We start from the raw sequence: 21,499 nt of genomic DNA, 5'->3' as shown, positions 1-21,499 counted from the left end.
GCTAGCGGCAATAGCAAACCAGGTGGATATCTTCCGGTTCGCGGGCGAACAGCTCTGCATCCGGCTGATCAATCACCTGGCAGCCCTGCGACAGGTAGAAATCCACGGTGTTTTTATTGGGGATTGAGGAGACGTACAGCCCCTGAGCCCCGCCTTTTCTGGCCTGCTGCAGACAACGGCGGAACAGGATTTTGCCCAGCCCTTTACCGCGTTGGGCGGCACCGACGTAGAAAAACAGCAGTTGGTGCAAGTCCTGTTGCGGGCCGCGTGGCAAGGTATCTACCGCCGCAGCAGCGACAATCTGACCTTTTTCGAACAGGGCGAAAAATGCCCCGCCGCGGGCAAAGCATTGTTCATGGATCGGCGTATAGGTTTCCCGATCGTGTGGATCCCAGCCGCGTACATCGTAATAGTCGCTGTAAGGCTGTAACTCCCCGTCTTGCAGGCGATAAAGAGTATCAATAATTTCACTGCGGTCGATCTGCCACAGCGCATCAAGCTGGTGCTGCTGCAGTAAAATGGGAGCGGTCATGGGGGATTAGTTCTCCGTTGGTATCAGGTAACTTTCCGGTAGGTCGATGACAAACCCGATACCGCGTTCATCAAGCCCTTCGGTGATCCTTAGCTGCGCCCCGATTTTATCGGCCAGGTTTTTGGCAATGGCCAACCCCAGGCCGCTACCGGTCTGCTGGACGCCAGGCACGCGATAAAAACGCTCAAACAGGCGTTTTTGGTATTCCCGGCTAACGCCAGGGCCATTGTCACGCAGGGTAATATAGCAGCCCAAGGGGGACAACGAACGGATGTTGGCTTCGATCCTGCCGCCGGGCGGTGCGTATTTGATGGCATTTTCCAGCAGGTTGGTAAAGATGGTGATCAGCGAATGGCGATCGGTATCGATCACCACGTTTTCACTGCCCTCGAGCGAAAGCTCAACGTTCTTCTCCATTGCGTAGGGCACGTGTTGAGCAATGCATTTGCTGATTTCTGCGTAGATATCCACTGCTTCAATCTTCAGTGGGAAGTCTTCCGACTCCAGCTTGGCCAGATCAATCAGCTGGCGCGACAGCGATGCGGCGCGATCCAGCCCCTGTTGCATGTCGCCAATAATTTCCTGCCGTTCGGTTTTATCCGCCACCTGGGTCAGCAGGTGCAGCTGTGCCAGCACGGCGGCAATCGGGGTGCGCAGTTCGTGGGCGGCATCCGCCATAAAGCGTTTTTCCCGCTGGTTGGCGGCGTCGATACGCGTCATCAGCTTATTGATTTCCAGCACCACAGGCCGAATTTCCTGATACTGCGCGCGTACATTGATCGGGGATAAATTGCCTGGTTTACGGTCAGAGATGGTACGGGCAATTTGCCGCAGCGGCCGCAGGCTGAAGTAGGCAGTGATCAGCAGCGTGACAATGATCGCCGCCAGGATCACCAGCAAAGGGATCGCGGTACTTTCCGCCGGATTGCCGAAAATGGTGGTCCGGTTGTCAAAGGATTCGCCGACAATCACCCGATATTTTTGTTTATCGCTCCAACTGCCGGCGATATGCCACTTCACGTTGGCGTAACTGATGGTGCCGGACAGTACTGAAGGGGGCAGGAATAATGCTTTGTCCTGTTGCGGCGAGGCGTAGATCATCCGATTACTGCTGTCGTAAACAACGAATAACGGGCGATAATCTATCTCGTCTTGCATGCCGTTTTTAATCGAGTCGATATACATGACTTCGATATCTTTAATGATGTCAGTGTAATTTTTGTCGGTGATATCAGTCTTGTCGAGAATATTGGCGATGCCTTGTGCGACAATGCGTTGCTGATTATCCAGGTACTTTTCAGCATCTGGATAATAAAGGTATTTTACCCAGCCAAGCAATATTCCCCAGAGCACCAGTATGGCCATTACCTGGAAAACAATGGTTCGCATGAAAAAGGATTTGAAGCTAATCATCCCTGAGACTCTTTTTTCAATAAATACCCTATGCCGCGTACGGTAATAATTCTCTCCTTGCCAATTTTTCGTCGCAGATTATGCATGTGCACCTCAAGAGAATTACTTTCTACATTATCGCCATTACCGAACAGACGCTGTTCCAGGGCGGCCTTTCGTACCACGGTACCGGCGCAACGCATCAGTTCGTGCAACAGGCGGTACTCTTTTTTCGACAGCAACAGCAGTTCATCGTCCAGCGTGACCTGGTGGTTCATCGGGTCCAGATACAGGTTGCCCAGGCTCCAGGTTTGGGAGGCAAACCCCGCCATGCGCCGGTTTACCGCCTTCACGCGGGATATCAGCTCAGGCAGGGCAAAAGGCTTTGCCAGAAAATCATCTGCGCCGGAATCCAGGCTGTTGACCAGGCTTTCAATGCGGTCACGGGCGGTGAGAATAATGATCGGAATATTTTGGCCGGCAGCGCGCCATTCGATCAGTTTTTTCAAGCCATCGCCGTCGGGCAGGGTGAGATCCAGCAGCATTAAATCAAAGTTGCCCTCAGACAATTTATGTTGTGCATCATGGACTAGCCGCACCCAGCACAAATCAAACCCGGCCAGCTCCAAAGCACGGCACAGGGCTTTGCCCAATTGCAGATCGTCTTCCACAAGCAATATGTTCACGGGGTATCCGGTTTATGTCACGGCGCTGGCGGCTATATAACTACAACCGCACAGGGAAGACAACGACGTCATCCCGTTTGTTCGCTCCTTCTTAAGCAAACCTTAATCTGGGATTAATTTGACGTTAAGGGAGCCCCGTCCTTTTTCAAGTACGCTCGACTCTGAATAAATCATTCAGGTGGAAAAAATGCGTATCGACAATCTTTCAATGAAGGCTGCCCGCTTAGGCGCAATTTTATTGTTGGTATTGACCATGCTGTCTTTCCACGTCGATGCGCAAGATGGGGATCATGGCGGCCCATTGTTACCCACCCTGCCTCTTATTCAGCATACGGAGTCATCGGATTTTTATAAAAGCTTAAAACCACGCATTAAAAAACAATTGCGGCGCTTGGTGGCGCTACAACCCTTTATTAAATAATAAGGCAGATACGGTGAAAAATACCCTGGGTTATTCCGCGGCGACGTTATTGGTGTTATTCCCTCTGCAGGGGCTGACGCAAGATGGCACAGAGGCGTCATTGAAATTCAGCGGCGGCATGGCCGTGGCGCCGGACTATCAGGGAGCTTCCGACTACAGTGCGGTGCCGCTGTACGATATTGAGGCCGGTTACGAGAAGTCTGCCTGGGGTGACTTCAGCCTGGGGCTGCAAAACGGTGCTCGCTGGCAGTTGCCGTTATCCGGGCCCTTCGGTATAGCCCTATTGGCTGGTTATGACGGTGGACGGGATGAAGAGGTGAAAACGCTGCGGGGTCACAACAAGCGGCTGAAAGGTATGGGCGATTTGGATGGCGCTTTTGAAGCCGGTATTGAGCTGAGCTATAAATTTGACCCTTTTCGCACTTACGTTAAGGGAATGCAGGCCACCAAAGCACGGCGTTATGGGGATGAGGACCTGGGGCATACTGCATACGTCGATCTGGGTATCGCGGCAGTTTATCCGCTGAGCGAGGCATTGACGTTTTCAACCGATTTGAGCACCACCTGGGCCAACAAGGGTTACCAGCGTGGTTATTTTGGTGTGACGCAGCAACAGGCGCAGCAAACGTCTTTCGCCGCGTATCGACCGGGCAGCGGCTTTAAGCAAGCCACGCTTACCGGCGTGCTGAACTACCAATTGACGCCAGAAATTGCCTTTCAGGGCGGTGTGAGTCTCTATACTCTGTTGGGTGACGCGGCCAAAAGCCCGATCGTCGAGAAAAAAACGGCTGGCATCGCCTTCCTGAGCGCCAGCTACAGTTTCTGACTTCGCAACCAGAGAAAGGAACGACATGACGAAAGTTGTATTGGTTACCGGCGCCAGCCGCGGCATTGGCCGCGCCACGGCGTTGTTATTGGCCCGACAGGGTTATGCGGTGGGCGTTAACTATCTGAAAGATGAGGCCGCGGCGGCGCAGGTGGTGGCGGAAATTGAAGCCATGGGCGGTCGTGCACTGGCACTACGGGCGGATGTCGCCGATGAAAATCAGGTGGTGGCGATGTTCAATGCACTGGATGTCGGCCTTGGCCCGATCAGCGCGCTGGTTAACAACGCCGGTATCTTGTTTCAGCAGACGGGGATTGAGCAACTGACCGCCGAGCGCATCAATAAGGTATTGAGTACCAACGTTACCGGTTATTTTCTCTGTTGCCGTGAGACGGTGAAGCGCATGGCGCAGCGTCATGGCGGCCAGGGCGGGGCGATCGTCAATGTCTCTTCCGCTGCCGCGCGCCTCGGCGCTCCGGGAGAATACATCGACTATGCCGCCTCCAAAGGGGCGGTAGACACGCTTACCACCGGGCTGGCGCTGGAGGTGGCGGCGCAGGGCATCCGCGTAAATGCCGTGCGGCCAGGGCTGATTTATACCGAAATGCATGCCAGCGGCGGCGAGCCTGGGCGCGTTGATCGGGTAAAAAGCAGCCTGCCGATGCAGCGTGGCGGTACTCCAGAAGAGGTGGCGGAAATCATCGTCTGGTTACTGTCCGATGCCGCTTCTTACGTCACCGGCAGCTTTATTGAAGCCGCCGGCGGCCGCTGACGGCGGCTTATCCTTCGTGCAGTAGCGCACTGCGGAATGAGAGTATGTGCGCCTGCGCCGCATTGGCGGCTGCGTCATCGTCCTGCGCGGCCAGTGCGGCGATAATCGCCCGATGCTCCTCTATCACCTCTCGCATGTGGCCTTCGCGTGATAGCGTGCTGGCCCAAAAGCGCTGTGCTCGGGCGTGCAGTACGCTCAGAATGTCCGCCAGCATATTATTACCGGCGATTTGCGCCAGCTGCTGGTGGAATTGATGATCCAACGTCATCATTTTTACTCGATCGCGTTGCTGACTGGCGGCTTCGATTTGTTGATTGAGCTCCGTCAGCTCGGCGATCTGGGGGGCCGTAATTCTCTTGCTCGCCAACCGCATACACAGCATTTCATTGGCCAAACGTACTTCAATCAATTCCAGCGCATCATCCATCGAAAGCGGCGCAACCATCACCCCTTTACGCGGGATCACCTGCAGCAATCCTTCATTGGCCAGCCGGTGGATCGCCTGATTGATCGGCGTTCTGCCCATGTCCAGCTCGCTCATCACCTGAGCGGTATTGAGATATTCACCAGGTTTATAACTTAACGTCACCAGCGCCTGCTTAAAGCGTCGGTAGGCGAGTTCATTCAGTGACAGCCCGGCTTCCTCTGCCGTCGGGAGTTCCGGGCTCTCTGCGTCAAGGGTCATCACGTTCTGCTCCTGCAAGACGAAAGTTTTTAGACATAGTACACAAAAACATGGCACGGAAATCGCTTATTTGGTAACTAAAGATATAGTGAAATTTCACAGTATTTTAACCAAAGAGGCACAAACGCCATGAGACTGACCTTTACTTTACCCGAATCCAGCGGCACTGGGGTGTTGGATGTCGAGATCGATCACCTGGTGATTGCCGGCTGGACCGGCCGGGATCGCGAGGCGATCCTGCACCATATCAGGGAGCTGGCCGAGCTCGGCGTGCCCCAACCCAGTGCAATTCCTCTGTTTTACCGGGTGGCGGTTAACCAGCTCAGCCAGAGCGAACGTATCGAAGTTATCGGCAATGCCAGCTCCGGCGAAGCGGAACCGCTGATCTTCACACATCGCGGTGAATTGTATGTCTCGCTGGCTTCGGATCATACCGATCGTCAGTTGGAGGCGCACAGCGTGGCCCTGTCCAAACAGCTCTGCGTCAAGCCGGTGGCTCGTGCCGCCTGGCCGTTGCGTGAGGTGATCGCGCACTGGGACTCGTTGATCCTGCGCTCGTGGATCAAGGAAAACGGCGAATTCCAGCTCTATCAGCAGGGCCGTCTGGCCAGCCTGCGTACTCCGGGCGATCTGCTGGATCGCTACCTGAGCGGCCAACAGTTACCGGAAAGTGGGCTGACAGTGCCGCAGCCGCAAGACGGTCTGGCGATGGCCTGCGGTACGGTGGCGGCGATTGGCGGCATCCGGCCGGCGACCGAATTCCGTATGGAACTGGTGGATGAAGTGCTGGGGCGGACCATCAGCCACCATTACAGCAGCATTGAGCTGCCGGTGGTGGCCTGATGAAAAAGCTGACGTTATCCCAGGCTGCTTCAGGCCTGGCCAACGGCGAATTTACCGCCGCGCGGTTAACCGCTGACGCATTGTTGAAAATTGCGGACGAGCAGGGAGAGGGGCGGCGCACCTTTACTCATGTGTATGCTCAATGGGCTCAGGAGCAGGCCCTGGCGGCCGATCGGCGGCGTGCCGCGGCTAACCCGTTGTCGGCGCTGGACGGCGTACCGGTGTCGGTCAAAGACCTGTTTGATGTCGCAGGGGAGGCTACTGCGGCCGGGTCGCGCGTACTGGCCAGTGCGCCAGCGGCCAATGCCCATGCCGCCGTGGTGGCGCGTTTGTTGCAAGCGGGCGCGGTGGTGATGGGCAAAACCAACATGACCGAATTTGCCTATTCCGGGCTGGGGATCAATCCCCACTACGGCACGCCCGCCAATCCCTGGGATCGCAGCGCTCGTCGCATTCCCGGCGGTTCGTCCTCGGGGGCTGCGGTGGCGGTGAGCGATGGCATGTGTTTCGGCTCGATAGGGAGCGACACCGGCGGTTCGGTGCGGATCCCGGCGGCCTTCTGCGGCCTGACCGGCTATAAGCCCACCGCCAGCCGCATTAGCAGCGGCGGCCTGCTGCCACTTTCCCCTTCACTGGATTCGATAGGCGTAATTGCTCATGACGTTGCCGGGTGCCTGGCGCTGGATACGGCAATAGCCGATCGGCCGCTGCAACCGCAGCAGAAAAATTTGAGTCAGGCACGCTTTGCCGTCCCGCAAACCCTGGTGCTGGATGGCCTGGATCGGGAGGTCACCACCGCGTTTCATCTCAGCCTGCAACGTTTGACGCAGGCTGGGGCGCAAATTGAATTTATTCCCTGTCAGGAGTTCGCCGAGTTGGCGGCGATCAATGCCGACGGCGGTTTTAGCGCGCTGGAGTCCTGGCACTGGCACCGGGCTTTGATTGCCGAACATGCCGATGCTTATGACCCTCGGGTGCTGTCACGCATTCGTCGCGGCCAAACGCTGGATGAAAACAACCTGCAGCAATTACGGTCGCAGCGCGCCGATTGGCAACGGCGGGTGAGTGCCGCAGTGCAAGGATTCGATGCGTTGTTGATGCCGACGGTGCCCTTCGTTGCCCCGACCCTTGCCGATTTGGAAGCAGATGAAGAAGCCTATTTTCGTATCAATGGCGCCGTGCTGCGTAATCCTTCGGTGATCAATTTCCTCGACGGCTGCGCATTGTCACTGCCGTGCCAGCAGGCCGATGCGGCACCGGTTGGCCTGATGGTGGCCGCACTGCATTTGCATGACGAAGCGCTGCTGGGGTGGGCGCTGGCAATCGAACGTTGCCTCGCCGGCGCGTGATTTTTACTTTGAGCTAACAGGAGAGTCCCCATGACCGGTTCCCCGAACGGAATGCTGTTTGTCGCAACAGATATCGCCACGCAGGATGAGGCGGATTTCAATCAGTGGTACGACCGCGAGCACGTGGAAGAGCGAGTGCGGGTGCCTGGTTTTTTGTCGGGCACCCGTTATCAGGCGCTGCACGGCGGGCGTAAATATCTTGGCCTGTACAAAACCGAATCACTGGCCAGTTTTACCTCAGCGGCCTACCGCGCTGCGTTTACCCAGCAAACGCCCTGGTCGGTGGCGAGCCTCGATAAAATGCGTGACCCGATGCGCCGGGTGTGTGCGGTGGAGGCGGTGACCGGTCAGGGCTGCGGCAGTTACCTGGCTATCGTTAACCTCACACCGGCGCAGCCGGAGGTATTGAAAGCCAGCATCAGCCATTTGGGGGCTCTGCTGGCTGAGCAACCAGGCTTTGTGCGCAGTAGCCTGCTGTCGCCGGACGCGGAGCTCAGTTCGCCGTTGCCGAAAGAGTCGCGTGAGAATCGCCATCTGTTGCCGATGCTGCTGATCGAAAGCAGCAGCGCCGAGGCTGGCCAGCGGCTGAGCGAACTGGCCTGCCGCCAACTGAAAATCCCCGCTGCCGAAGCCCTGCATTATGCCCTTGGCTGGCAACTGACCACTCAGGAGCTGTCATCATGAGCACTTCAACCACCGAAACGCCGACCTTGAACCTGTCCGCTGACGACTCTGCCGCTCACCCACCGAAAACCGGCAGGCTGGCGGCCGCCAGCTCTATCGGCACCGCGTTGGAATGGTACGATTTCACCGTTTACAACATCATGGCGGCGCTGATTTTCAATCACGTATTTTTCCCGTCTTTCGACCCGCTGGTGGGTACCATTCTGGCGTTTTCCACCTATGCGGTCGGTTACGTTTCCAGGCCGATTGGCGGCATCGTGTTCGGTCATCTCGGCGACGTGCTGGGGCGGCGCTTTGTGCTGGTGACGACGCTGGTGATCATGGGCGTGACTACTGCGCTGATGGGGCTGTTGCCCGGTTACGCCAGTTGGGGCATCTGGAGCCCGCTGCTGTTGGTGACGCTGCGCTTTATTCAGGGGATTGCGTTGGGAGGCGAATGGGCCGGTGCGGTACTGCTGTCGATGGAGCACGGCAAACCGCACCAGCGGGGGCGCAATGCCTCCTTTGCTCAGGTCGGTCCTTCCTGCGGCACGCTGATTGGCACCGGCCTGATCACGCTGGTGACGGTGGCGATGTCGGCAGAAGATTTCCAACAGTGGGGCTGGCGTATCCCCTTCCTGCTGAGCCTGGTGCTGGTGGTGTTTGGCCTGTGGCTGCGCCGTGGGGTAGGGGAAACGCCGGCGTTTCTGAAGCTGGAAGCCTCGAAGGACGTTACTCATGCGCCAATCCGTGAGGTCTTCACCCAGCATCGGCGTCCGCTGTTGATTGCCGGCGGTTCACGTATTGGCTCCGACGTGCTCTATGCGCTGGTGGTGGTCTTCACGCTGACCTACGTCACCACGGTGCTGAACCTGCCGCGCCCGCTGGCGCTGACTGCCACCATGCTGGGGGCGATCGGCAACGCGATTACCGTCCCCATGTTTGGCGCATTGTCGGATCGTTTTGGCCGCAGGCCGGTGTATATCGGCGGAGCGCTGGCGGCGATGGTATGGGCGTTTGTGTTCTTCATGCTGCTGGACAGCAGCCAGCCGGTGCTGATCTGCCTGGCGGTGGTGGTCGGTTTGTTGATCCATGCGGCGATGTACGGCCCGCAGGCGGCATTTATCACCGAACAGTTTCCGACAAGGGTGCGCTATGCCGGTTCGTCATTGGCCTATACGCTGGCGGGTATTATCGGCGGTGGGTTTGCGCCGCTGATTATCGCTTCGCTGTTCAAGTCCTACGACAGCACGCTGGCGATCTCGGCCTACGTGGTGGTGGCGTTGCTGATCACGTTGTGGGCGGTGATTGCCGCAAAGGAAACGGCGCACAAGCCGCTGTGAAGCTGGTGCCGGGTGAGGGATGCACCCGGCCTGCATCGAGTTACTTCAACCAGCCCTTGCGCTGGGCGTCCTGCAGGTGGTGCAGCAGGTGTTTCCACAGCTCAGGGTAAACTTCTTCAATCATCGTATTGCGTGACAACACCTGTTCCAGGCTGATGCCGTTTTCGACCCAGCTTTGGCCTTCATTATGCAGGTTCATCAGCATCGGCATGGTGCGGTCCAGCACCAGCGCAAAGCGTGCGTCAGCGCTCTCGCCATCTTCATATTCCTGCCATAAAGCGGTGAAATACTCGCGTTGAGCGTCCGGCAGCATACCAAACAGGCGCCGTGCCGCGGCAACCTCTTGATCGTGGATCGCTGCACGTGCCGCCAGATCGTATACCAGCACGTCGCCGGCATCGATCTCAACGATGTCATGCAGCAGAGCCATTTGGATCACCCGCTGAATATCTACGTCTTTACCGGCGTAAGGAGCCAGACTCATGGCGCCTACGGCAAAGTGCCAACTGTGTTCGGCGGAGTTTTCCTGGCGTTGGGTGCCCAGCACCTTGGTGCGGCGTTGCACGCTTTTCAACTTGTCGATTTCCATCAGGAACTGGATGACCTGGGTCATGGAGCCGAAATCTAACGCGGGTACAGCGGATGACATGGTGTAAACCTCAAGGTAGATGGGTTGAAGCGGATCGATTGTAGACCAGTGAGCGGGGGATTTCGATGGTTACACGCGTACACAGTTTTATTTTAGCGTACACGTGTACACTGAAATTATTCTCAGTTAAGCTGCTTTGCGGTAATTTCGAACAATGTTGAGCGTTTTGAGGGGTTGTGCTTTATGGGAAAAACGGGCGTAGTGAAAGCCGGGACTGAAAAAATCGCCGCTGCGGCCTATCCGTGGGCGGAGGAGATAGCCAACAGCATCAGCCACGGTATTGGGTTGGTTTTTGGCATTGTCGGCCTGGTATTGCTACTGGTGCAGGCGGTCGACAGCGGTGCCGATGTCACGGCCATTACCAGCTACAGTCTTTATGGCGGCAGCATGATCCTGCTGTTCCTGGCCTCCACGCTGTACCATGCGATCCCCCATCAAAAGGCCAAGCATTGGCTGAAAAAATTTGACCACTGCGCCATTTACCTTTTGATTGCCGGTACCTACACGCCGTTTCTGTTGGTGGGGTTGAACTCACCCCTGGCCAAAGGGTTGATGGCGGTTATCTGGGGCCTGGCGCTGCTGGGCGTGCTGTTCAAACTGGCGTTCGCCCACCGTTTTGAAGCACTGTCGCTGGTGACCTATCTGACCATGGGCTGGCTGTCGCTGATCGTGATCTATCAGTTGGCGACGCGTCTGGCCTTAGGCGGCGTGACGCTGCTGGCAGTCGGCGGTGTAGTTTACACCCTGGGGGTGATTTTCTACGCCTCGAAGCGATTCCGCTTTGGACACGCCATCTGGCATGGCTTCGTGCTCGGCGGCAGCCTGTGCCACTTTATGGCGATTTATCTTTACGTCTGACGTGCACCCCCGCAGCGTTAGTATCATGTTGATTAAGCGTTTCTTTTAAGTTAAAAAAGAGGCGCTTGTTTCTTTCGGGTATCCAGCAAGCCCATTTTTCTGTTTATTCCTGAGCCCGACTTTGCACCTTCGGTGTTTACGTTAATCTTTCAGGACTCATCAATATGATTATTCGCTTATCCAAAGCGCTGCTGGTGTGCGCGATTGCGCTATTTGCCACCTTGGTCGCTTTCGGCAATATTACGGATTACGGTTCCAACTTCGCCTTTGTGCGTCATTTCTTTATGATGGACACCATTTTCCCAGATGCCACCATCACCTACCGTTCCATACAGTCTCCCTGGCTGCATCATGCCGGTTACATCGGCATTATTTTCTTGGAAAGCCTAACGGCACTGCTCTGCTGGGTGGGCGGTGTGCGCCTGCTGTGTGGTCTGAAACTGCCCGCCGTGGCGTTCAACAGAAAGAAAAAACTGGCGGTGGTGGGTCTGACGCTCGGTTTTCTGACCTGGCAGGTGGGGTTTATGTCGGTGGGGGGCGAATGGTTCGGCATGTGGATGTCGAAACAATGGAACGGAGTGCCGGACGCCTTTCGGTTCTTTGTCACCATTATTCTGGTGCTGATTTACCTGGTGCAACGCGATGGGGAGTTAGACGAGTAACGGATATGTCAGCAGGGGCGCAACAGGTTGCGCCCTCAGATAAAGCCGGGGGGTACTCTAGGCTTCCAGTGAATACGGCAGCGGTTTGATCGCCAATTCGCTGGCGGCATCATCGCGCACACGCAGCTTGCTGTCGGCTTCCAGATCGTTATTCAACACCACCTGTACCCACAGCGTGCCGTCGGCAAGTTTGGCGGCGCTCAATACCGTGCCGGTACGGCGCCAGTTTTCACCCAACTGCAGTTCCAGATCCTCGGCCGGCTGCGGCACCCGTCCGGCTTTGCCTTCCAGCCAGTACAGCGCCCGCTTGTTGGCGCCGCGGAATTTGGCGCGCGCCACCATTTCCTGACCGGTGTAGCAACCTTTGCTAAAGCTGATGCCTTCCAGTGCCTGTAGATTGGTGGCCTGTGGGATCAATTGCCCGCTATTGGCGGCGTCAATGACCGGATAACCGGCTTCGATATCCAGCGTCAGCCACTGTTGGCTGTCGTTGAGTTCCGCCTGTTCGTGCAGCCTGGCGACCAGTTGTTCGGCTACCGCTGCGGTGGTAACCAACAGAAAACGTTCCGCCGGTAAAGTGAAGTGCAGCAGGGTGGTTTCACCGTCCTGCACCACCGGATGTTCTGCGTCCGGCAGGCTGTTGAAAATGCCCGTCAACGCCGCACGTGCCTGAAAACCGGCTACGCCCAGCAGCACCGCTTCGTTATCGGCGGCGATGGTGAGTTTGGAAAACACCGCATATTTTTTGATTTCAGCCAGTTGGCTGTCCAGCACGCTGCGGCGTTCCAGATAGGCAAAGCCTTCGCCACGGTGGAACAGACGCAGGTTGCTCCACATTTTGCCTTTGGCGTCGCAGTGGCCGCACAGCACGTGCTGGTCCGCCGCCAGCGCTTCGATGTCAGCGGTCACCTGGCCCTGAAGGTATTTTACCGTGTCGGGCCCGTTCAGCGTCACCAGTGCCCAATCTTCCAGCGAGATTAAGGTCAGGGGCAGATGGGAAGAGGCGGAAGGCTGACGGGGTGGAAATGGAATTTTATACGCCATAGTAAGATCCTGCTTAACGTTAGCTTACCTGAAGGTGTGTTGGCCCCATGGTAAAAGAGGCGGCGGGCTTTGCAAACTGTTATTCACGCTTGTCGCTGCAGCAGCGCTTTTTTTGACATTTAGCGCTTAATTACGTTTTAGGCAGAGAACGTCCTTCCCGGCGAGTATGTCAAATTGTTACTCTATAGGCTTGCGGCCAAAGGTTACCCTTGCAGACAGATCTTTGGCTGATGGAATTATATCGCGCCGGTGTTGCCATACAGTGTGTCGGTTGAACCCTGCGATGGCGTTGCCACGCTGAAAAGAGGTTAGTCATAACAACATGGATATTAATAACAAAGCACGTATTCACTGGGCTTGTCGCCGTGGCATGCGTGAGCTGGACATCTCGATCATGCCGTTCTTCGAATATGAGTACGATCGGTTGAATGACACAGACAAAGCGCTGTTTATCCGCCTGCTTGAGAGTGACGATCCCGATTTGTTCAACTGGCTGATGAATCATGGCGCTCCGCAGGACAGTGAACTGCAGAGAATGGTGACACTGATCCAGACGCGAAATAAAGACCGTGGCCCAGTGGCGATGTGATGTTCGTATTTCCTGGCGCACCCAGTTACTTTCGCTGTTGACGCATGGCGTTCTGATCCTGCTGATCCTGATTTCACCCTGGCCGGAAGGCTACGGGCCAATCTGGCTGGTGTTGCTGACGCTGGTGGTGTTTGAATGCATTCGTAGCCAAAAACGCATTGCGTCGCGTCAGGGGGAGTTGCGCCTGCTCGAGAACCAGCGTGTGGGCTGGCAAGGCCAGGAATGGCAGTTGGTCAAGCAACCCTGGATGCTGCGCTTCGGTATTCTGCTGACGTTGCAACCGATGCAGGGGAAAAAGCGTCGTCGCTTATGGTTGGCTTCCGACAGCATGGCCAAGGCCGAATGGCGACATTTGCGCCAACAGCTGTTGTATCCGCCGGCCAGTGATGATGAGGAACCCTGATGAAGCCGACGCTGTGGCTGGTGGAGGATGAACCCAGCATTGCCGATACGCTGATTTATACCCTCGAGAGCGAAGGCTTTCAGGTGCGCTGGTTCGAACGTGGCGAACCGGCCTTGCAAGCATTGGCGCAAGGGGCGCCCGCGTTGGCTATCCTCGATGTCGGCTTGCCGGATATCAACGGATTTGAACTGTGTCGCCGTCTGCTGTCGCAGGCGGCGGATTTGCCCGTTCTTTTTCTTACGGCTCGCAGCGACGAGCTCGATCGCCTGATCGGGCTGGAAATCGGTGCCGACGACTACGTCGCCAAGCCTTTTTCCCCGCGAGAGGTCAGCGCCCGCGTTCGTACCATTTTACGTCGTTTGCAAAAACAACATCGCTTGCAGCAGCCCACGCTGTATAGCTTCGGCCCTTTTGGGCTGGATGAACCGGCGGCGACCATTTATTACCATCAGCAGCCGTTACCGCTGACCCGCTATGAATTCCTGCTGTTAAAAACCTTACTGCTGGCGCCCGGCAGGGTATTTTCCCGCCAACAGCTGATGGACAGCGTTTGGGCCCAGGCGGAAGAGAGTCTGGACCGCACTGTCGACACCCATATCAAAACCTTGCGCGCCAAGCTACGTCAGATAGATCCGGGCGAACCGCCCATTCATACGCATCGTGGCCTGGGCTATAGCGTGAGCCGCCAACCATGAGAATAGGCCTGCGCCTGCTGCTGGGGTATTTCCTGATTGTGGCGGTCGCGGGCTATTTCGTGCTGAGCATTTTCGTGCAGGAAGTGAAGCCTGGTGTGCGGCGCGCAACCGAAGGCACGCTGGTGGATACCGCCAACCTGCTGGCGCAAATCGCGCGTCTGGACATGCAGCGTACTGACGTCGCACACGGCCAGTTGGCGCAGGCTTTCGCCCAACTCAATCAACGGCCCATTGGCGCCAATATTGCCGGTATTCGCAAAGATCGCAGTGAATATCATGTCTATCTTACCGATCGGCAGGGTAAGGTCATTTTTGACTCTAGCGGCAGGGCATTGGGTCAGGATTATTCTCGCTGGAATGACGTGTATCTGACGCTGCGCGGCCAGTATGGCGCCCGCAGTACGCGAAGTGATCCACAGGATGAAAACAGCTCGGTGATGTATGTCGCCGCGCCGGTGCTGGAGCAAGGCAAGATAATCGGCGTGCTTAGCGTCGGAAAACCCAACAGCACCATGGCGCCGGTGATCAAACGCAGCGAACGCCGCATTCTTTGGGCAGGGGCACTGCTGCTGGGCATTGCATTGCTGATTGGTCTGGGTTTTGTCTGGTGGATTAACCGGTCGATTGGTCGATTGGTGCGTTACGCCGATGGCGTCGCGCAAGGTGAAAGCGTGCCGCTGCCAAAAATGGGCGGCCATGAGCTGACGCAACTGGCGCAGGCGCTCGAAAGCATGCGGGTGAAGCTGGAGGGCAAAGCCTACATCGAACAGTATGTGCACACTCTGACCCACGAGTTAAAAAGCCCCTTGGCGGCGATCCGCGGCGCAGCGGAGCTGTTGCAGGAGTTCCCACCCCCGGCTACCGCTCAGCGCTTTCTGACCAATATCGAACAACAGAGTACGCGCATCCAGCAACTGGTGGACAAGCTGCTGGTTCAGGCGCGGCTGGAAAGCCGCCCCGGGCTGGAACCGGCGCCGATCGCGATGGCGGCGTTGGTGCGTCAGGCGGTAGCCGGCAAGGAAGCGCAGGCGGTACGGCGCGGTATTTTATTGCAGGTAGACGCTCTAGAAGAGATCACCCTGACCGGTGATGGGTTACTGATCGGCCAGGCATTAACCAATCTGCTCGACAATGCGTTGGATTTCACCCCCGCGGGCGGCACGATCAACGTGCGTGGCGAACGCGATGAAGGCCATTACCGGATCACCGTCAGCGACGACGGCAGCGGTATCCCGGATTACGCGTTGGACAAAGTGTTCGAGCGTTTCTATTCGCTGGCCCGGGCCGACAAGCCGAAAAGCAGCGGCCTGGGCCTGAGCTTTGTACAGGAAGTGGCGCGTTTGCACCGGGGATCTATCCGGTTGCACAATCGCCAACCGCACGGCGTGGCGGCTATTTTCACCTTATCTCTCTGACTTCACCTTCCCTCTCTGACTTCACCTTCCCTTCACATAACCACATCCTGCTTTCACCGAAGGCCATTATCGTGGCGCCATTACCTACAAGGAGCGCGCAGCGATGATGAAATCGGTACTGTTTTGGAAAATAGCCACTCTGCTGGGATTGATGATTTTGATGATTATCCCGGTGACGCAGTTAATGAATGTGATTGAAGAGCGCAGCGGCTACCGCCAGAGCGTGGTGGGGCAGGTAAGTGAAAGCACCAGCCGCGCACAGCGTATTTTGGGGCCGTTGATTGTCATTCCTTACACCGAAAGGGAAGAAAAGACCGACGATAAGGGGCAGAAAGTGGTGCAAATGGTCAGACATCATCGCTATCTGCTGCCGGAAAACCTGCAGGTGAACGGCAAGCCGAACGTGGAAGTGCGCAAGCTGGGGATTTACCAAACGCAGGTGTACCAGGGGCCGCTGAAGTTTCAGGTGAAGTTCGGTCAGCCGGATCTGAGTGACCTGCAACGCAGCAATGTCGTGATTGGCCAACCTTTCCTGTTGGTCTCGTTGAGTGATTCACGTGGTATCAAAAGCATCTCGCCGCTTATCAGCGCGCAGTCGCAGACGACCTTCGAGCCGGGCACTCAGGTAAACGTGTTGCCGCAGGGGATCCATGCTCCGCTAACATTGGCTTCGCTGCAGAAAACCGGATTGGATGCCGATTTCACCCTTACACTGGCGGGAACCAGCAGCCTGTCATTGGTGCCGCTTGGGCGCAGCAGCGAATTGACGCTGCAGAGCAACTGGCCACATCCGAACTTCCTCGGCAACTTCTTGCCAGACGAGCGCAAAGTGACCGAGAAAGGCTTTAGCGCTCGCTGGCGCAGCACCTGGTTCGCTAACAATATCAACAGTGCTTTTCACTACGATGACGGGATCCTCGACGAAGACAAACTGCCGGCTTTTAGCACCAGCCTGATCGAGCCGGTAGATCACTATCAACTGACCGAACGCGCGGTGAAATACGCAGTGCTGTTTATCGGCCTGACGTTTATGGCGTTCTTCCTGTTCGAAACCCTGACCGGGCTGCGGGTGCATCCGATTCAATATCTGTTGGTCGGTGCGGCGCTGGTGCTGTTCTACCTGATCCTGCTGGCGTTCTCTGAACATTTCGGTTTCGCCACTGCCTATCTGCTGGCCAGTCTCGCCTGCAGTGGACTGATCGCCTTTTATCTCAGTGCGGTTCTGCGCGGCCGGTTGCGCGGTACGCTGTTCGCCGCCAGCCTGCTGATGCTGTATGGCGTGCTGTACCTGCTGTTGCAGTCGGAAGATAACGCATTGGTGCTGGGCGCGGGGCTGCTGTTTGCGATTTTGGCGGGGATTATGCTGCTGACGCGCAAGCTGGACTGGTATCAGGTGGCCGACCCGGCACGTTTAAGCGGCGAGACGCCAGCAGGAGAAGAGGAAAACCGCTTCCGGTTGTGGAAATAGGCAAGCAATTGGGCGCGGCAACCGCGCCCAAAGGCATTACAGCAGGGGTTCCATTTCCAATAGGATCTGTTCGCACCACTGCTGCATGCGGTCTTCACTCATGTCGTATTGGTTCACATCATCCAGCGCCAGGCCGACAAAGTGTTTGCCGTCGGCGCTCAGCGGTTTAGGGCTGGTGAACTCAAAGCCGTCGATGGGCCAGAAGCCAATAAACTGTACGCCGAGCGGGGCGATATGATCGTGCAGCATGCCGAGTGCATCGAGGAACCATTCGCCGTAACCGAGTTGATCGCCCATGCCATACATGGCAACGATTTTCCCTTTTAAATCCAGCGTGGTCAACTGCGGCCAAATTGCTTCCCAGTCTTCCTGCAGCTCACCGAAGTCCCAGGTGGGGATGCCGAGGATCAGGATGGAGTACTCTTCCATCAGCTTGGGAGAGACGTCTTTCAGGTTGTGCAGGTCGACCAGGTCTTCACCCAGAATCTCACGGATTTTTTCTGCCGCCATCTCGGTGTAGCAGGTGCTGGAGCCGTAAAACAGACCAATCTTCATGTGTAAACCGTTTATATTGCCGTAGGTAGAATTGCGTCGAGTATACCCGATTTGTACCGGTTTAAGGCATAATGCCTGTGGCATAAACGTAACAAAGAGAGGACCGCGTGCAACAGCAAGATCATGCGTTGATTGAGCAATTCCTGGATGCGCTGTGGCTCGAACGCAATCTGGCAGAGAATACGCTGGCCTCTTACCGGCTGGATCTGCAGGCGCTGGTCGCCTGGCTGAACCAACAAAACATTTCGCTGGTAAAGGCGCAGGCGCTGGATCTGCAGGCGTTTCTCGCCGAACGGGTGGAGGGCGGCTACAAAGCTACCAGCTCCGCGCGTTTGCTGAGCGCGATGCGCCGCCTGTTCCAATATTTGTACCGTGAAAATATGCGCACCGACGATCCCACCGCGCTGCTTGCCTCACCTAAGCTGCCGCAGCGGCTGCCGAAAGATCTCAGCGAAGCGCAGGTCGATGCGTTGCTGCAGGCCCCCTGTGTCGATCAGCCCCTGGAACTGCGTGATAAGGCGATGCTGGAAGTGTTGTACGCCACCGGGTTGCGGGTCTCCGAACTGGTCGGGTTGACCATCAGTGACGTCAGTCTGCGCCAGGGCGTGGTGCGGGTGATAGGTAAAGGCAACAAGGAACGGCTGGTGCCGCTGGGTGAAGAGGCGGTGTACTGGATCGAAAATTATCTGGAACACGGCCGCCCGTGGATGGTCAACGGCCAGGCGCTGGACGTGTTGTTCCCCAGCAATCGTTGCCAGCAAATGACCCGACAGACGTTCTGGCATCGTATCAAACACTATGCGATCCTAGCGGGCATAGACAGCGAGAGGCTGTCGCCGCACGTGTTGCGTCACGCATTTGCCACCCATTTGCTGAACCATGGGGCGGATCTTCGTGTCGTACAGATGTTGCTGGGACATAGCGATCTCTCGACCACGCAAATTTATACGCATGTAGCGACCGAAAGACTTAAACAGCTACATCAACAGCACCACCCGCGTGCCTGACACGCCGGGTTCAAAAGGATTGGAAGAATGAAGAAAGGTTTAATGCTGCTCTCTCTGCTGGTGGCTTCTGTAACCGGCGCGGCCCATGCCGACGATGCGGCAATTCAAAAAGCGCTTGGCAGCCTGGGCATTCAGCAGGCGGACGTGCAGCCTTCACCGGTGAACGGCCTGAAAACTGTGCTGACCGATAACGGCGTTCTGTACGTGAGCGAAGACGGCAAACACATTCTGCAAGGCCCGCTGTACGACGTCAGTGGCAAAGAGCCGATCAACGTCACCAATCAACTGCTGACCGGCAAATTGGAAGCGCTGAAAGATCAGATGATCGTTTATAAAGCGCCGAAGCAAAAGCACGTGATCACCGTGTTTACCGATATCACCTGCGGCTATTGCCACAAGCTTCACGAGCAGATGAAAGAGTATAACGATCTGGGCATTACCGTCCGCTATCTGGCGTTCCCGCGTCAGGGGTTGAATTCCCAGGCCGAAAAAGACATGCAGTCCATCTGGTGTACCGCTGATAAAGCCAAAGCTTTCGACCAGGCAATGAAAGGCGACGCAGTATCCCCGGCAACCTGTAAAACCGACATCAGCAAACACTACGCGCTCGGCGTGCAGTTCGGCATTCAGGGTACCCCGGCGATCATTTTGGAAAACGGCATGATGATCCCAGGTTATCAGGGACCGAAAGAGATGGCCGCCATGCTGGACGCACATCAGACCGCAACTAAAACCGGTGGTTAATCGCCGGTGAGCATCAAAACACAGCTTCGCCGCCGTGAAACGGCGGACGGCAGCCATTTGCCTGCCAGCCTGCATCCGCTGCTGCGCCGTTTATACGCGCTGCGCGGCGTGAAGGCGGAGCAGGAGCTGGAGCGCAGCGTCAAAGGCATGCTGCCCTGGCAGCAGTTGGACGGCATTGATACCGCCGTGGGGATCCTGCAACAGGCATTGGCCGATCATCGTCGCATCATGGTGGTGGGGGATTTCGACGCTGATGGCGCCACCAGTACCGCCCTGACGGTGCTGGCGCTGCGCAGTATGGGTGGCAGTGCCGTCGACTATCTGGTGCCCAATCGCTTTGAGGACGGCTACGGCCTGAGCCCCGAAGTGGTGGAGCAAGCGGCGACGCGCGGTGCCGAGCTGATCCTGACCGTGGATAACGGCATCTCTTCCCACGCGGGCGTCGATGTGGCGCACGCTAAAGGTATACAGGTGCTGGTGACCGACCACCACCTGCCGGGAGAAACCCTGCCGGCAGCGGAGGCGATCGTCAACCCGAACCTACGCGGCTGCGAGTTTCCGTCCAAATCCCTGGCTGGCGTCGGGGTGGCTTTCTACCTGATGCTGGCGCTGCGTGCCCGGCTGCGGGACAGCGGCTGGTTTGAACAACGGGCGCTGGCGATGCCAAATCTGGCCGAACTGTTGGATCTGGTGGCGCTAGGTACGGTTGCCGACGTGGTACCGCTCGACGCCAACAACCGTATTTTGGTGTATCAGGGCCTGAACCGTATTCGCGCCGGCAAGTGCAGACCGGGCATTCGTGCGCTGCTGGAAGTGGCTAACCGCGACGCGCGTCAGCTGGCGGCCAACGATCTTGGTTTTGCATTGGGCCCACGCCTCAATGCTGCCGGGCGACTGGACGATATGTCGATTGGCGTGGCGCTGCTGCTGAGCGACGATATTGCACAGGCACGTATGCTGGCGAACGATCTGGATGCGCTTAACCTGACGCGGCGCGAGATTGAGCAAGGCATGCAGGTTGAAGCCTTGCAGCTGTGCGACCAACTGGAACGCAGCAGCACCGCCTTGCCGTACGGGCTGGCGATGTACCATCCGGAATGGCATCAGGGCGTGGTGGGGATTTTGGCTTCACGCATCAAGGAACGCTTCCATCGCCCGGTGATCGCGTTCGCGCCGGCGGGCGAGGGCATTTTGAAAGGCTCCGGCCGTTCGATAGCCGGTCTGCACATGCGCGATGCGCTGGAACGGCTGGATACGCTCAATCCTGGGCTAATGATGAAGTTCGGTGGCCACGCCATGGCGGCCGGACTGTCGTTGGAAGAGGCCAAATTCGACGAGTTCCGCCAGCGCTTTGGCGATCTGGTCGGAGAATGGCTCGATCCGGCGATGCTGGAAGGGGTTATCTGGTCTGACGGTGAACTGGCCTTGCAAGAGCTTTCGCTGGAAACCGCCGAGCTGTTGCGTGAGGGCGGCCCCTGGGGGCAGGCTTTCCCCGAGCCGACCTTTGACGGCAAGTTTCGCATTTTGCAACAGCGGCTGGTGGGTGAAAAACACCTGAAGCTGATGGTCGAGCCGCTCGGTGGCGGACCGCTGCTTGACGGTATCGCCTTCAACGTGGATACCACGCTGTGGCCAGACAGCAGCGTGCGTGAGGTCGAACTGGCTTACAAACTCGACGTCAATGAGTTTCGCGGCAACCGCAACGTGCAGCTGTTGATTCAGCATCTCTGGCCGCGTTGATTCGCACTTCCCTTTAGCCGGGGTTAGCCTGCCTTGCCCCGGCCACATTTCTTGCCCACAAAAACTGAGCAACTCGCTATAAACTGACGCCTGGATCCGATAGAATTACCGGTTCTAATGGCATTTCGCCATCGACGACATCTAACGAAAAAGAACGC

24 protein-coding genes are annotated in these 21,499 nt (G+C 57.0%); 17 read left to right on the top strand and 7 right to left on the bottom strand.

Annotation, left to right across the window (positions count from 1 at the left end):
• Nucleotide 1: 1 nt before the first annotated feature.
• Genes AC1RKC_RS20565 through AC1RKC_RS20555 form a run of 3 tightly spaced genes read right to left on the bottom strand, consistent with a single transcriptional unit; the run spans nt 2 to nt 2,610 of the window.
• The gene (locus AC1RKC_RS20565; RefSeq protein WP_046372706.1) at nt 2-532 is read right to left on the bottom strand and encodes a GNAT family N-acetyltransferase; all 531 of its coding nucleotides are present in this window, start codon (nt 530-532) and stop codon (nt 2-4) included.
• A 6-nt stretch (nt 533-538) separates the two neighbouring features.
• A complete protein-coding gene (locus AC1RKC_RS20560; RefSeq protein WP_048760850.1) occupies nt 539-1,945 on the bottom strand; it encodes an ATP-binding protein in 1,407 nt (468 codons plus the stop codon).
• Nucleotides 1,942-2,610 (bottom strand): response regulator, encoded by a 669-nt coding sequence (locus AC1RKC_RS20555; RefSeq protein WP_020828488.1) that lies wholly within the window; start codon nt 2,608-2,610, stop codon nt 1,942-1,944. Before AC1RKC_RS20555 ends, AC1RKC_RS20560 begins: the two co-directional genes overlap by 4 nt.
• Nucleotides 2,611-2,797: 187 nt before the next feature.
• On the opposite strand from AC1RKC_RS20555, the gene AC1RKC_RS20550 reads away from it, so the two are divergent.
• From AC1RKC_RS20550 to AC1RKC_RS20540, 3 genes are read left to right on the top strand one after another with little or no spacing between them, the layout of a single operon-like run.
• Nucleotides 2,798-3,031, top strand: coding sequence for a hypothetical protein (locus tag AC1RKC_RS20550; RefSeq protein ID WP_020828487.1), 234 nt, complete (start codon nt 2,798-2,800; stop codon nt 3,029-3,031).
• Nucleotides 3,032-3,044: 13 nt separating this feature from the next.
• On the top strand, nt 3,045-3,857 hold the full coding sequence (locus AC1RKC_RS20545) for a MipA/OmpV family protein (RefSeq protein ID WP_046372708.1): 813 nt from the start codon (nt 3,045-3,047) through the stop codon (nt 3,855-3,857).
• 25 nt (nt 3,858-3,882) lie between these two features.
• Complete coding sequence (locus AC1RKC_RS20540) at nt 3,883-4,629, top strand: SDR family oxidoreductase (RefSeq protein WP_020828485.1); 747 nt, start codon at nt 3,883-3,885, stop codon at nt 4,627-4,629.
• Between the two features lie 7 nt (nt 4,630-4,636).
• On the opposite strand, the gene AC1RKC_RS20535 is transcribed toward AC1RKC_RS20540, so the two are convergent.
• A complete protein-coding gene (locus tag AC1RKC_RS20535; protein WP_020828484.1) occupies nt 4,637-5,314 on the bottom strand; it encodes a GntR family transcriptional regulator in 678 nt (225 codons plus the stop codon).
• A gap of 129 nt (nt 5,315-5,443) precedes the next feature.
• Here AC1RKC_RS20535 and AC1RKC_RS20530 point away from each other — a divergent pair, with 129 nt between their 5' ends.
• From AC1RKC_RS20530 to AC1RKC_RS20515, 4 genes are read left to right on the top strand one after another with little or no spacing between them, the layout of a single operon-like run.
• Nucleotides 5,444-6,157 (top strand): DUF2848 domain-containing protein, encoded by a 714-nt coding sequence (locus AC1RKC_RS20530; RefSeq protein WP_128865163.1) that lies wholly within the window; start codon nt 5,444-5,446, stop codon nt 6,155-6,157.
• Complete coding sequence (locus AC1RKC_RS20525; RefSeq protein ID WP_261440392.1) at nt 6,157-7,506, top strand: amidase; 1,350 nt, start codon at nt 6,157-6,159, stop codon at nt 7,504-7,506. The genes AC1RKC_RS20530 and AC1RKC_RS20525 overlap by 1 nt, the downstream gene beginning before the upstream one ends.
• Before the next feature lie 30 nt (nt 7,507-7,536).
• Nucleotides 7,537-8,190: a DUF4286 family protein gene (locus tag AC1RKC_RS20520; RefSeq protein WP_048760839.1), complete on the top strand. Its 654-nt coding sequence runs from the start codon at nt 7,537-7,539 to the stop codon at nt 8,188-8,190.
• Complete coding sequence (locus AC1RKC_RS20515) at nt 8,187-9,512, top strand: MFS transporter (protein WP_129984118.1); 1,326 nt, start codon at nt 8,187-8,189, stop codon at nt 9,510-9,512. Before AC1RKC_RS20520 ends, AC1RKC_RS20515 begins: the two co-directional genes overlap by 4 nt.
• 40 nt (nt 9,513-9,552) lie before the next feature.
• Here AC1RKC_RS20515 and AC1RKC_RS20510 read toward each other — a convergent pair whose 3' ends face one another.
• A complete protein-coding gene (locus tag AC1RKC_RS20510; RefSeq protein ID WP_048760837.1) occupies nt 9,553-10,161 on the bottom strand; it encodes an HD domain-containing protein in 609 nt (202 codons plus the stop codon).
• A gap of 183 nt (nt 10,162-10,344) precedes the next feature.
• Between AC1RKC_RS20510 and trhA the strand changes: the two genes are divergently transcribed.
• Entirely contained in the window at nt 10,345-11,019 is a 675-nt protein-coding gene (gene trhA / locus AC1RKC_RS20505; RefSeq protein ID WP_020828479.1) for a PAQR family membrane homeostasis protein TrhA, read from the top strand.
• Nucleotides 11,020-11,183: 164 nt separating this feature from the next.
• Nucleotides 11,184-11,681, top strand: a complete 498-nt coding sequence (locus tag AC1RKC_RS20500) for a DUF2165 family protein (RefSeq protein ID WP_493092741.1) — start codon at nt 11,184-11,186, stop codon at nt 11,679-11,681.
• A gap of 57 nt (nt 11,682-11,738) precedes the next feature.
• On the opposite strand, the gene ygfZ is transcribed toward AC1RKC_RS20500, so the two are convergent.
• Nucleotides 11,739-12,725, bottom strand: a complete 987-nt coding sequence (gene ygfZ, locus AC1RKC_RS20495) for a tRNA-modifying protein YgfZ (protein WP_129941752.1) — start codon at nt 12,723-12,725, stop codon at nt 11,739-11,741.
• A 322-nt stretch (nt 12,726-13,047) separates the two neighbouring features.
• Between ygfZ and sdhE the strand changes: the two genes are divergently transcribed.
• From sdhE to creD, 5 genes are all read left to right on the top strand, one after another.
• Nucleotides 13,048-13,314 (top strand): FAD assembly factor SdhE, encoded by a 267-nt coding sequence (gene sdhE, locus AC1RKC_RS20490; RefSeq protein WP_020828476.1) that lies wholly within the window; start codon nt 13,048-13,050, stop codon nt 13,312-13,314.
• Nucleotides 13,295-13,717, top strand: coding sequence for a protein YgfX (locus tag AC1RKC_RS20485; protein WP_020828475.1), 423 nt, complete (start codon nt 13,295-13,297; stop codon nt 13,715-13,717). The genes sdhE and AC1RKC_RS20485 overlap by 20 nt, the downstream gene beginning before the upstream one ends.
• Entirely contained in the window at nt 13,717-14,412 is a 696-nt protein-coding gene (creB, locus tag AC1RKC_RS20480; RefSeq protein WP_261136572.1) for a two-component system response regulator CreB, read from the top strand. The genes AC1RKC_RS20485 and creB overlap by 1 nt, the downstream gene beginning before the upstream one ends.
• A complete protein-coding gene (gene creC, locus AC1RKC_RS20475; protein ID WP_404780349.1) occupies nt 14,409-15,827 on the top strand; it encodes a two-component system sensor histidine kinase CreC in 1,419 nt (472 codons plus the stop codon). The genes creB and creC overlap by 4 nt, the downstream gene beginning before the upstream one ends.
• Nucleotides 15,828-15,930: 103 nt before the next feature.
• On the top strand, nt 15,931-17,295 hold the full coding sequence (gene creD, locus AC1RKC_RS20470; RefSeq protein WP_129984123.1) for a cell envelope integrity protein CreD: 1,365 nt from the start codon (nt 15,931-15,933) through the stop codon (nt 17,293-17,295).
• Between the two features lie 36 nt (nt 17,296-17,331).
• Here the strand turns inward: creD and fldB are convergent, their stop codons facing one another.
• Entirely contained in the window at nt 17,332-17,850 is a 519-nt protein-coding gene (gene fldB / locus AC1RKC_RS20465; protein ID WP_020828471.1) for a flavodoxin FldB, read from the bottom strand.
• A gap of 107 nt (nt 17,851-17,957) precedes the next feature.
• On the opposite strand from fldB, the gene xerD reads away from it, so the two are divergent.
• From xerD to recJ, 3 genes are read left to right on the top strand one after another with little or no spacing between them, the layout of a single operon-like run.
• Nucleotides 17,958-18,857, top strand: coding sequence for a site-specific tyrosine recombinase XerD (gene xerD / locus AC1RKC_RS20460; protein WP_020828470.1), 900 nt, complete (start codon nt 17,958-17,960; stop codon nt 18,855-18,857).
• Nucleotides 18,858-18,884: 27 nt separating this feature from the next.
• A complete protein-coding gene (gene dsbC / locus AC1RKC_RS20455; protein ID WP_261136579.1) occupies nt 18,885-19,601 on the top strand; it encodes a bifunctional protein-disulfide isomerase/oxidoreductase DsbC in 717 nt (238 codons plus the stop codon).
• 6 nt (nt 19,602-19,607) lie between these two features.
• Nucleotides 19,608-21,341: a single-stranded-DNA-specific exonuclease RecJ gene (gene recJ, locus AC1RKC_RS20450; RefSeq protein ID WP_115058104.1), complete on the top strand. Its 1,734-nt coding sequence runs from the start codon at nt 19,608-19,610 to the stop codon at nt 21,339-21,341.
• Nucleotides 21,342-21,499: the final 158 nt, after the last annotated feature.

The sequence above is a fragment of the Serratia sp. GW822-FHT06E05 genome, from assembly GCF_058799445.1.
This window is presented reverse-complemented; position numbering and strand designations above follow the sequence as displayed.

What these genes read in the sequence shown, in the direction of transcription:
- AC1RKC_RS20500 (WP_493092741.1), top strand. Translation starts at nt 11,184, where the DNA reads ATGATTATTCGCTTATCCAAAGCGCTGCTGGTGTGCGCGATTGCGCTA.
- creD (WP_129984123.1), top strand. Translation starts at nt 15,931, where the DNA reads ATGATGAAATCGGTACTGTTTTGGAAAATAGCCACTCTGCTGGGATTG.
- sdhE (WP_020828476.1), top strand. Translation starts at nt 13,048, where the DNA reads ATGGATATTAATAACAAAGCACGTATTCACTGGGCTTGTCGCCGTGGC.
- fldB (WP_020828471.1), bottom strand. Translation starts at nt 17,850, where the DNA reads ATGAAGATTGGTCTGTTTTACGGCTCCAGCACCTGCTACACCGAGATG.
- creC (WP_404780349.1), top strand. Translation starts at nt 14,409, where the DNA reads ATGAGAATAGGCCTGCGCCTGCTGCTGGGGTATTTCCTGATTGTGGCG.
- AC1RKC_RS20565 (WP_046372706.1), bottom strand. Translation starts at nt 532, where the DNA reads ATGACCGCTCCCATTTTACTGCAGCAGCACCAGCTTGATGCGCTGTGG.
- AC1RKC_RS20540 (WP_020828485.1), top strand. Translation starts at nt 3,883, where the DNA reads ATGACGAAAGTTGTATTGGTTACCGGCGCCAGCCGCGGCATTGGCCGC.
- ygfZ (WP_129941752.1), bottom strand. Translation starts at nt 12,725, where the DNA reads ATGGCGTATAAAATTCCATTTCCACCCCGTCAGCCTTCCGCCTCTTCC.
- AC1RKC_RS20520 (WP_048760839.1), top strand. Translation starts at nt 7,537, where the DNA reads ATGACCGGTTCCCCGAACGGAATGCTGTTTGTCGCAACAGATATCGCC.
- AC1RKC_RS20510 (WP_048760837.1), bottom strand. Translation starts at nt 10,161, where the DNA reads ATGTCATCCGCTGTACCCGCGTTAGATTTCGGCTCCATGACCCAGGTC.
- AC1RKC_RS20525 (WP_261440392.1), top strand. Translation starts at nt 6,157, where the DNA reads ATGAAAAAGCTGACGTTATCCCAGGCTGCTTCAGGCCTGGCCAACGGC.
- dsbC (WP_261136579.1), top strand. Translation starts at nt 18,885, where the DNA reads ATGAAGAAAGGTTTAATGCTGCTCTCTCTGCTGGTGGCTTCTGTAACC.
- AC1RKC_RS20550 (WP_020828487.1), top strand. Translation starts at nt 2,798, where the DNA reads ATGCGTATCGACAATCTTTCAATGAAGGCTGCCCGCTTAGGCGCAATT.
- AC1RKC_RS20535 (WP_020828484.1), bottom strand. Translation starts at nt 5,314, where the DNA reads ATGACCCTTGACGCAGAGAGCCCGGAACTCCCGACGGCAGAGGAAGCC.
- trhA (WP_020828479.1), top strand. Translation starts at nt 10,345, where the DNA reads ATGGGAAAAACGGGCGTAGTGAAAGCCGGGACTGAAAAAATCGCCGCT.
- AC1RKC_RS20530 (WP_128865163.1), top strand. Translation starts at nt 5,444, where the DNA reads ATGAGACTGACCTTTACTTTACCCGAATCCAGCGGCACTGGGGTGTTG.
- AC1RKC_RS20515 (WP_129984118.1), top strand. Translation starts at nt 8,187, where the DNA reads ATGAGCACTTCAACCACCGAAACGCCGACCTTGAACCTGTCCGCTGAC.
- AC1RKC_RS20560 (WP_048760850.1), bottom strand. Translation starts at nt 1,945, where the DNA reads ATGATTAGCTTCAAATCCTTTTTCATGCGAACCATTGTTTTCCAGGTA.
- creB (WP_261136572.1), top strand. Translation starts at nt 13,717, where the DNA reads ATGAAGCCGACGCTGTGGCTGGTGGAGGATGAACCCAGCATTGCCGAT.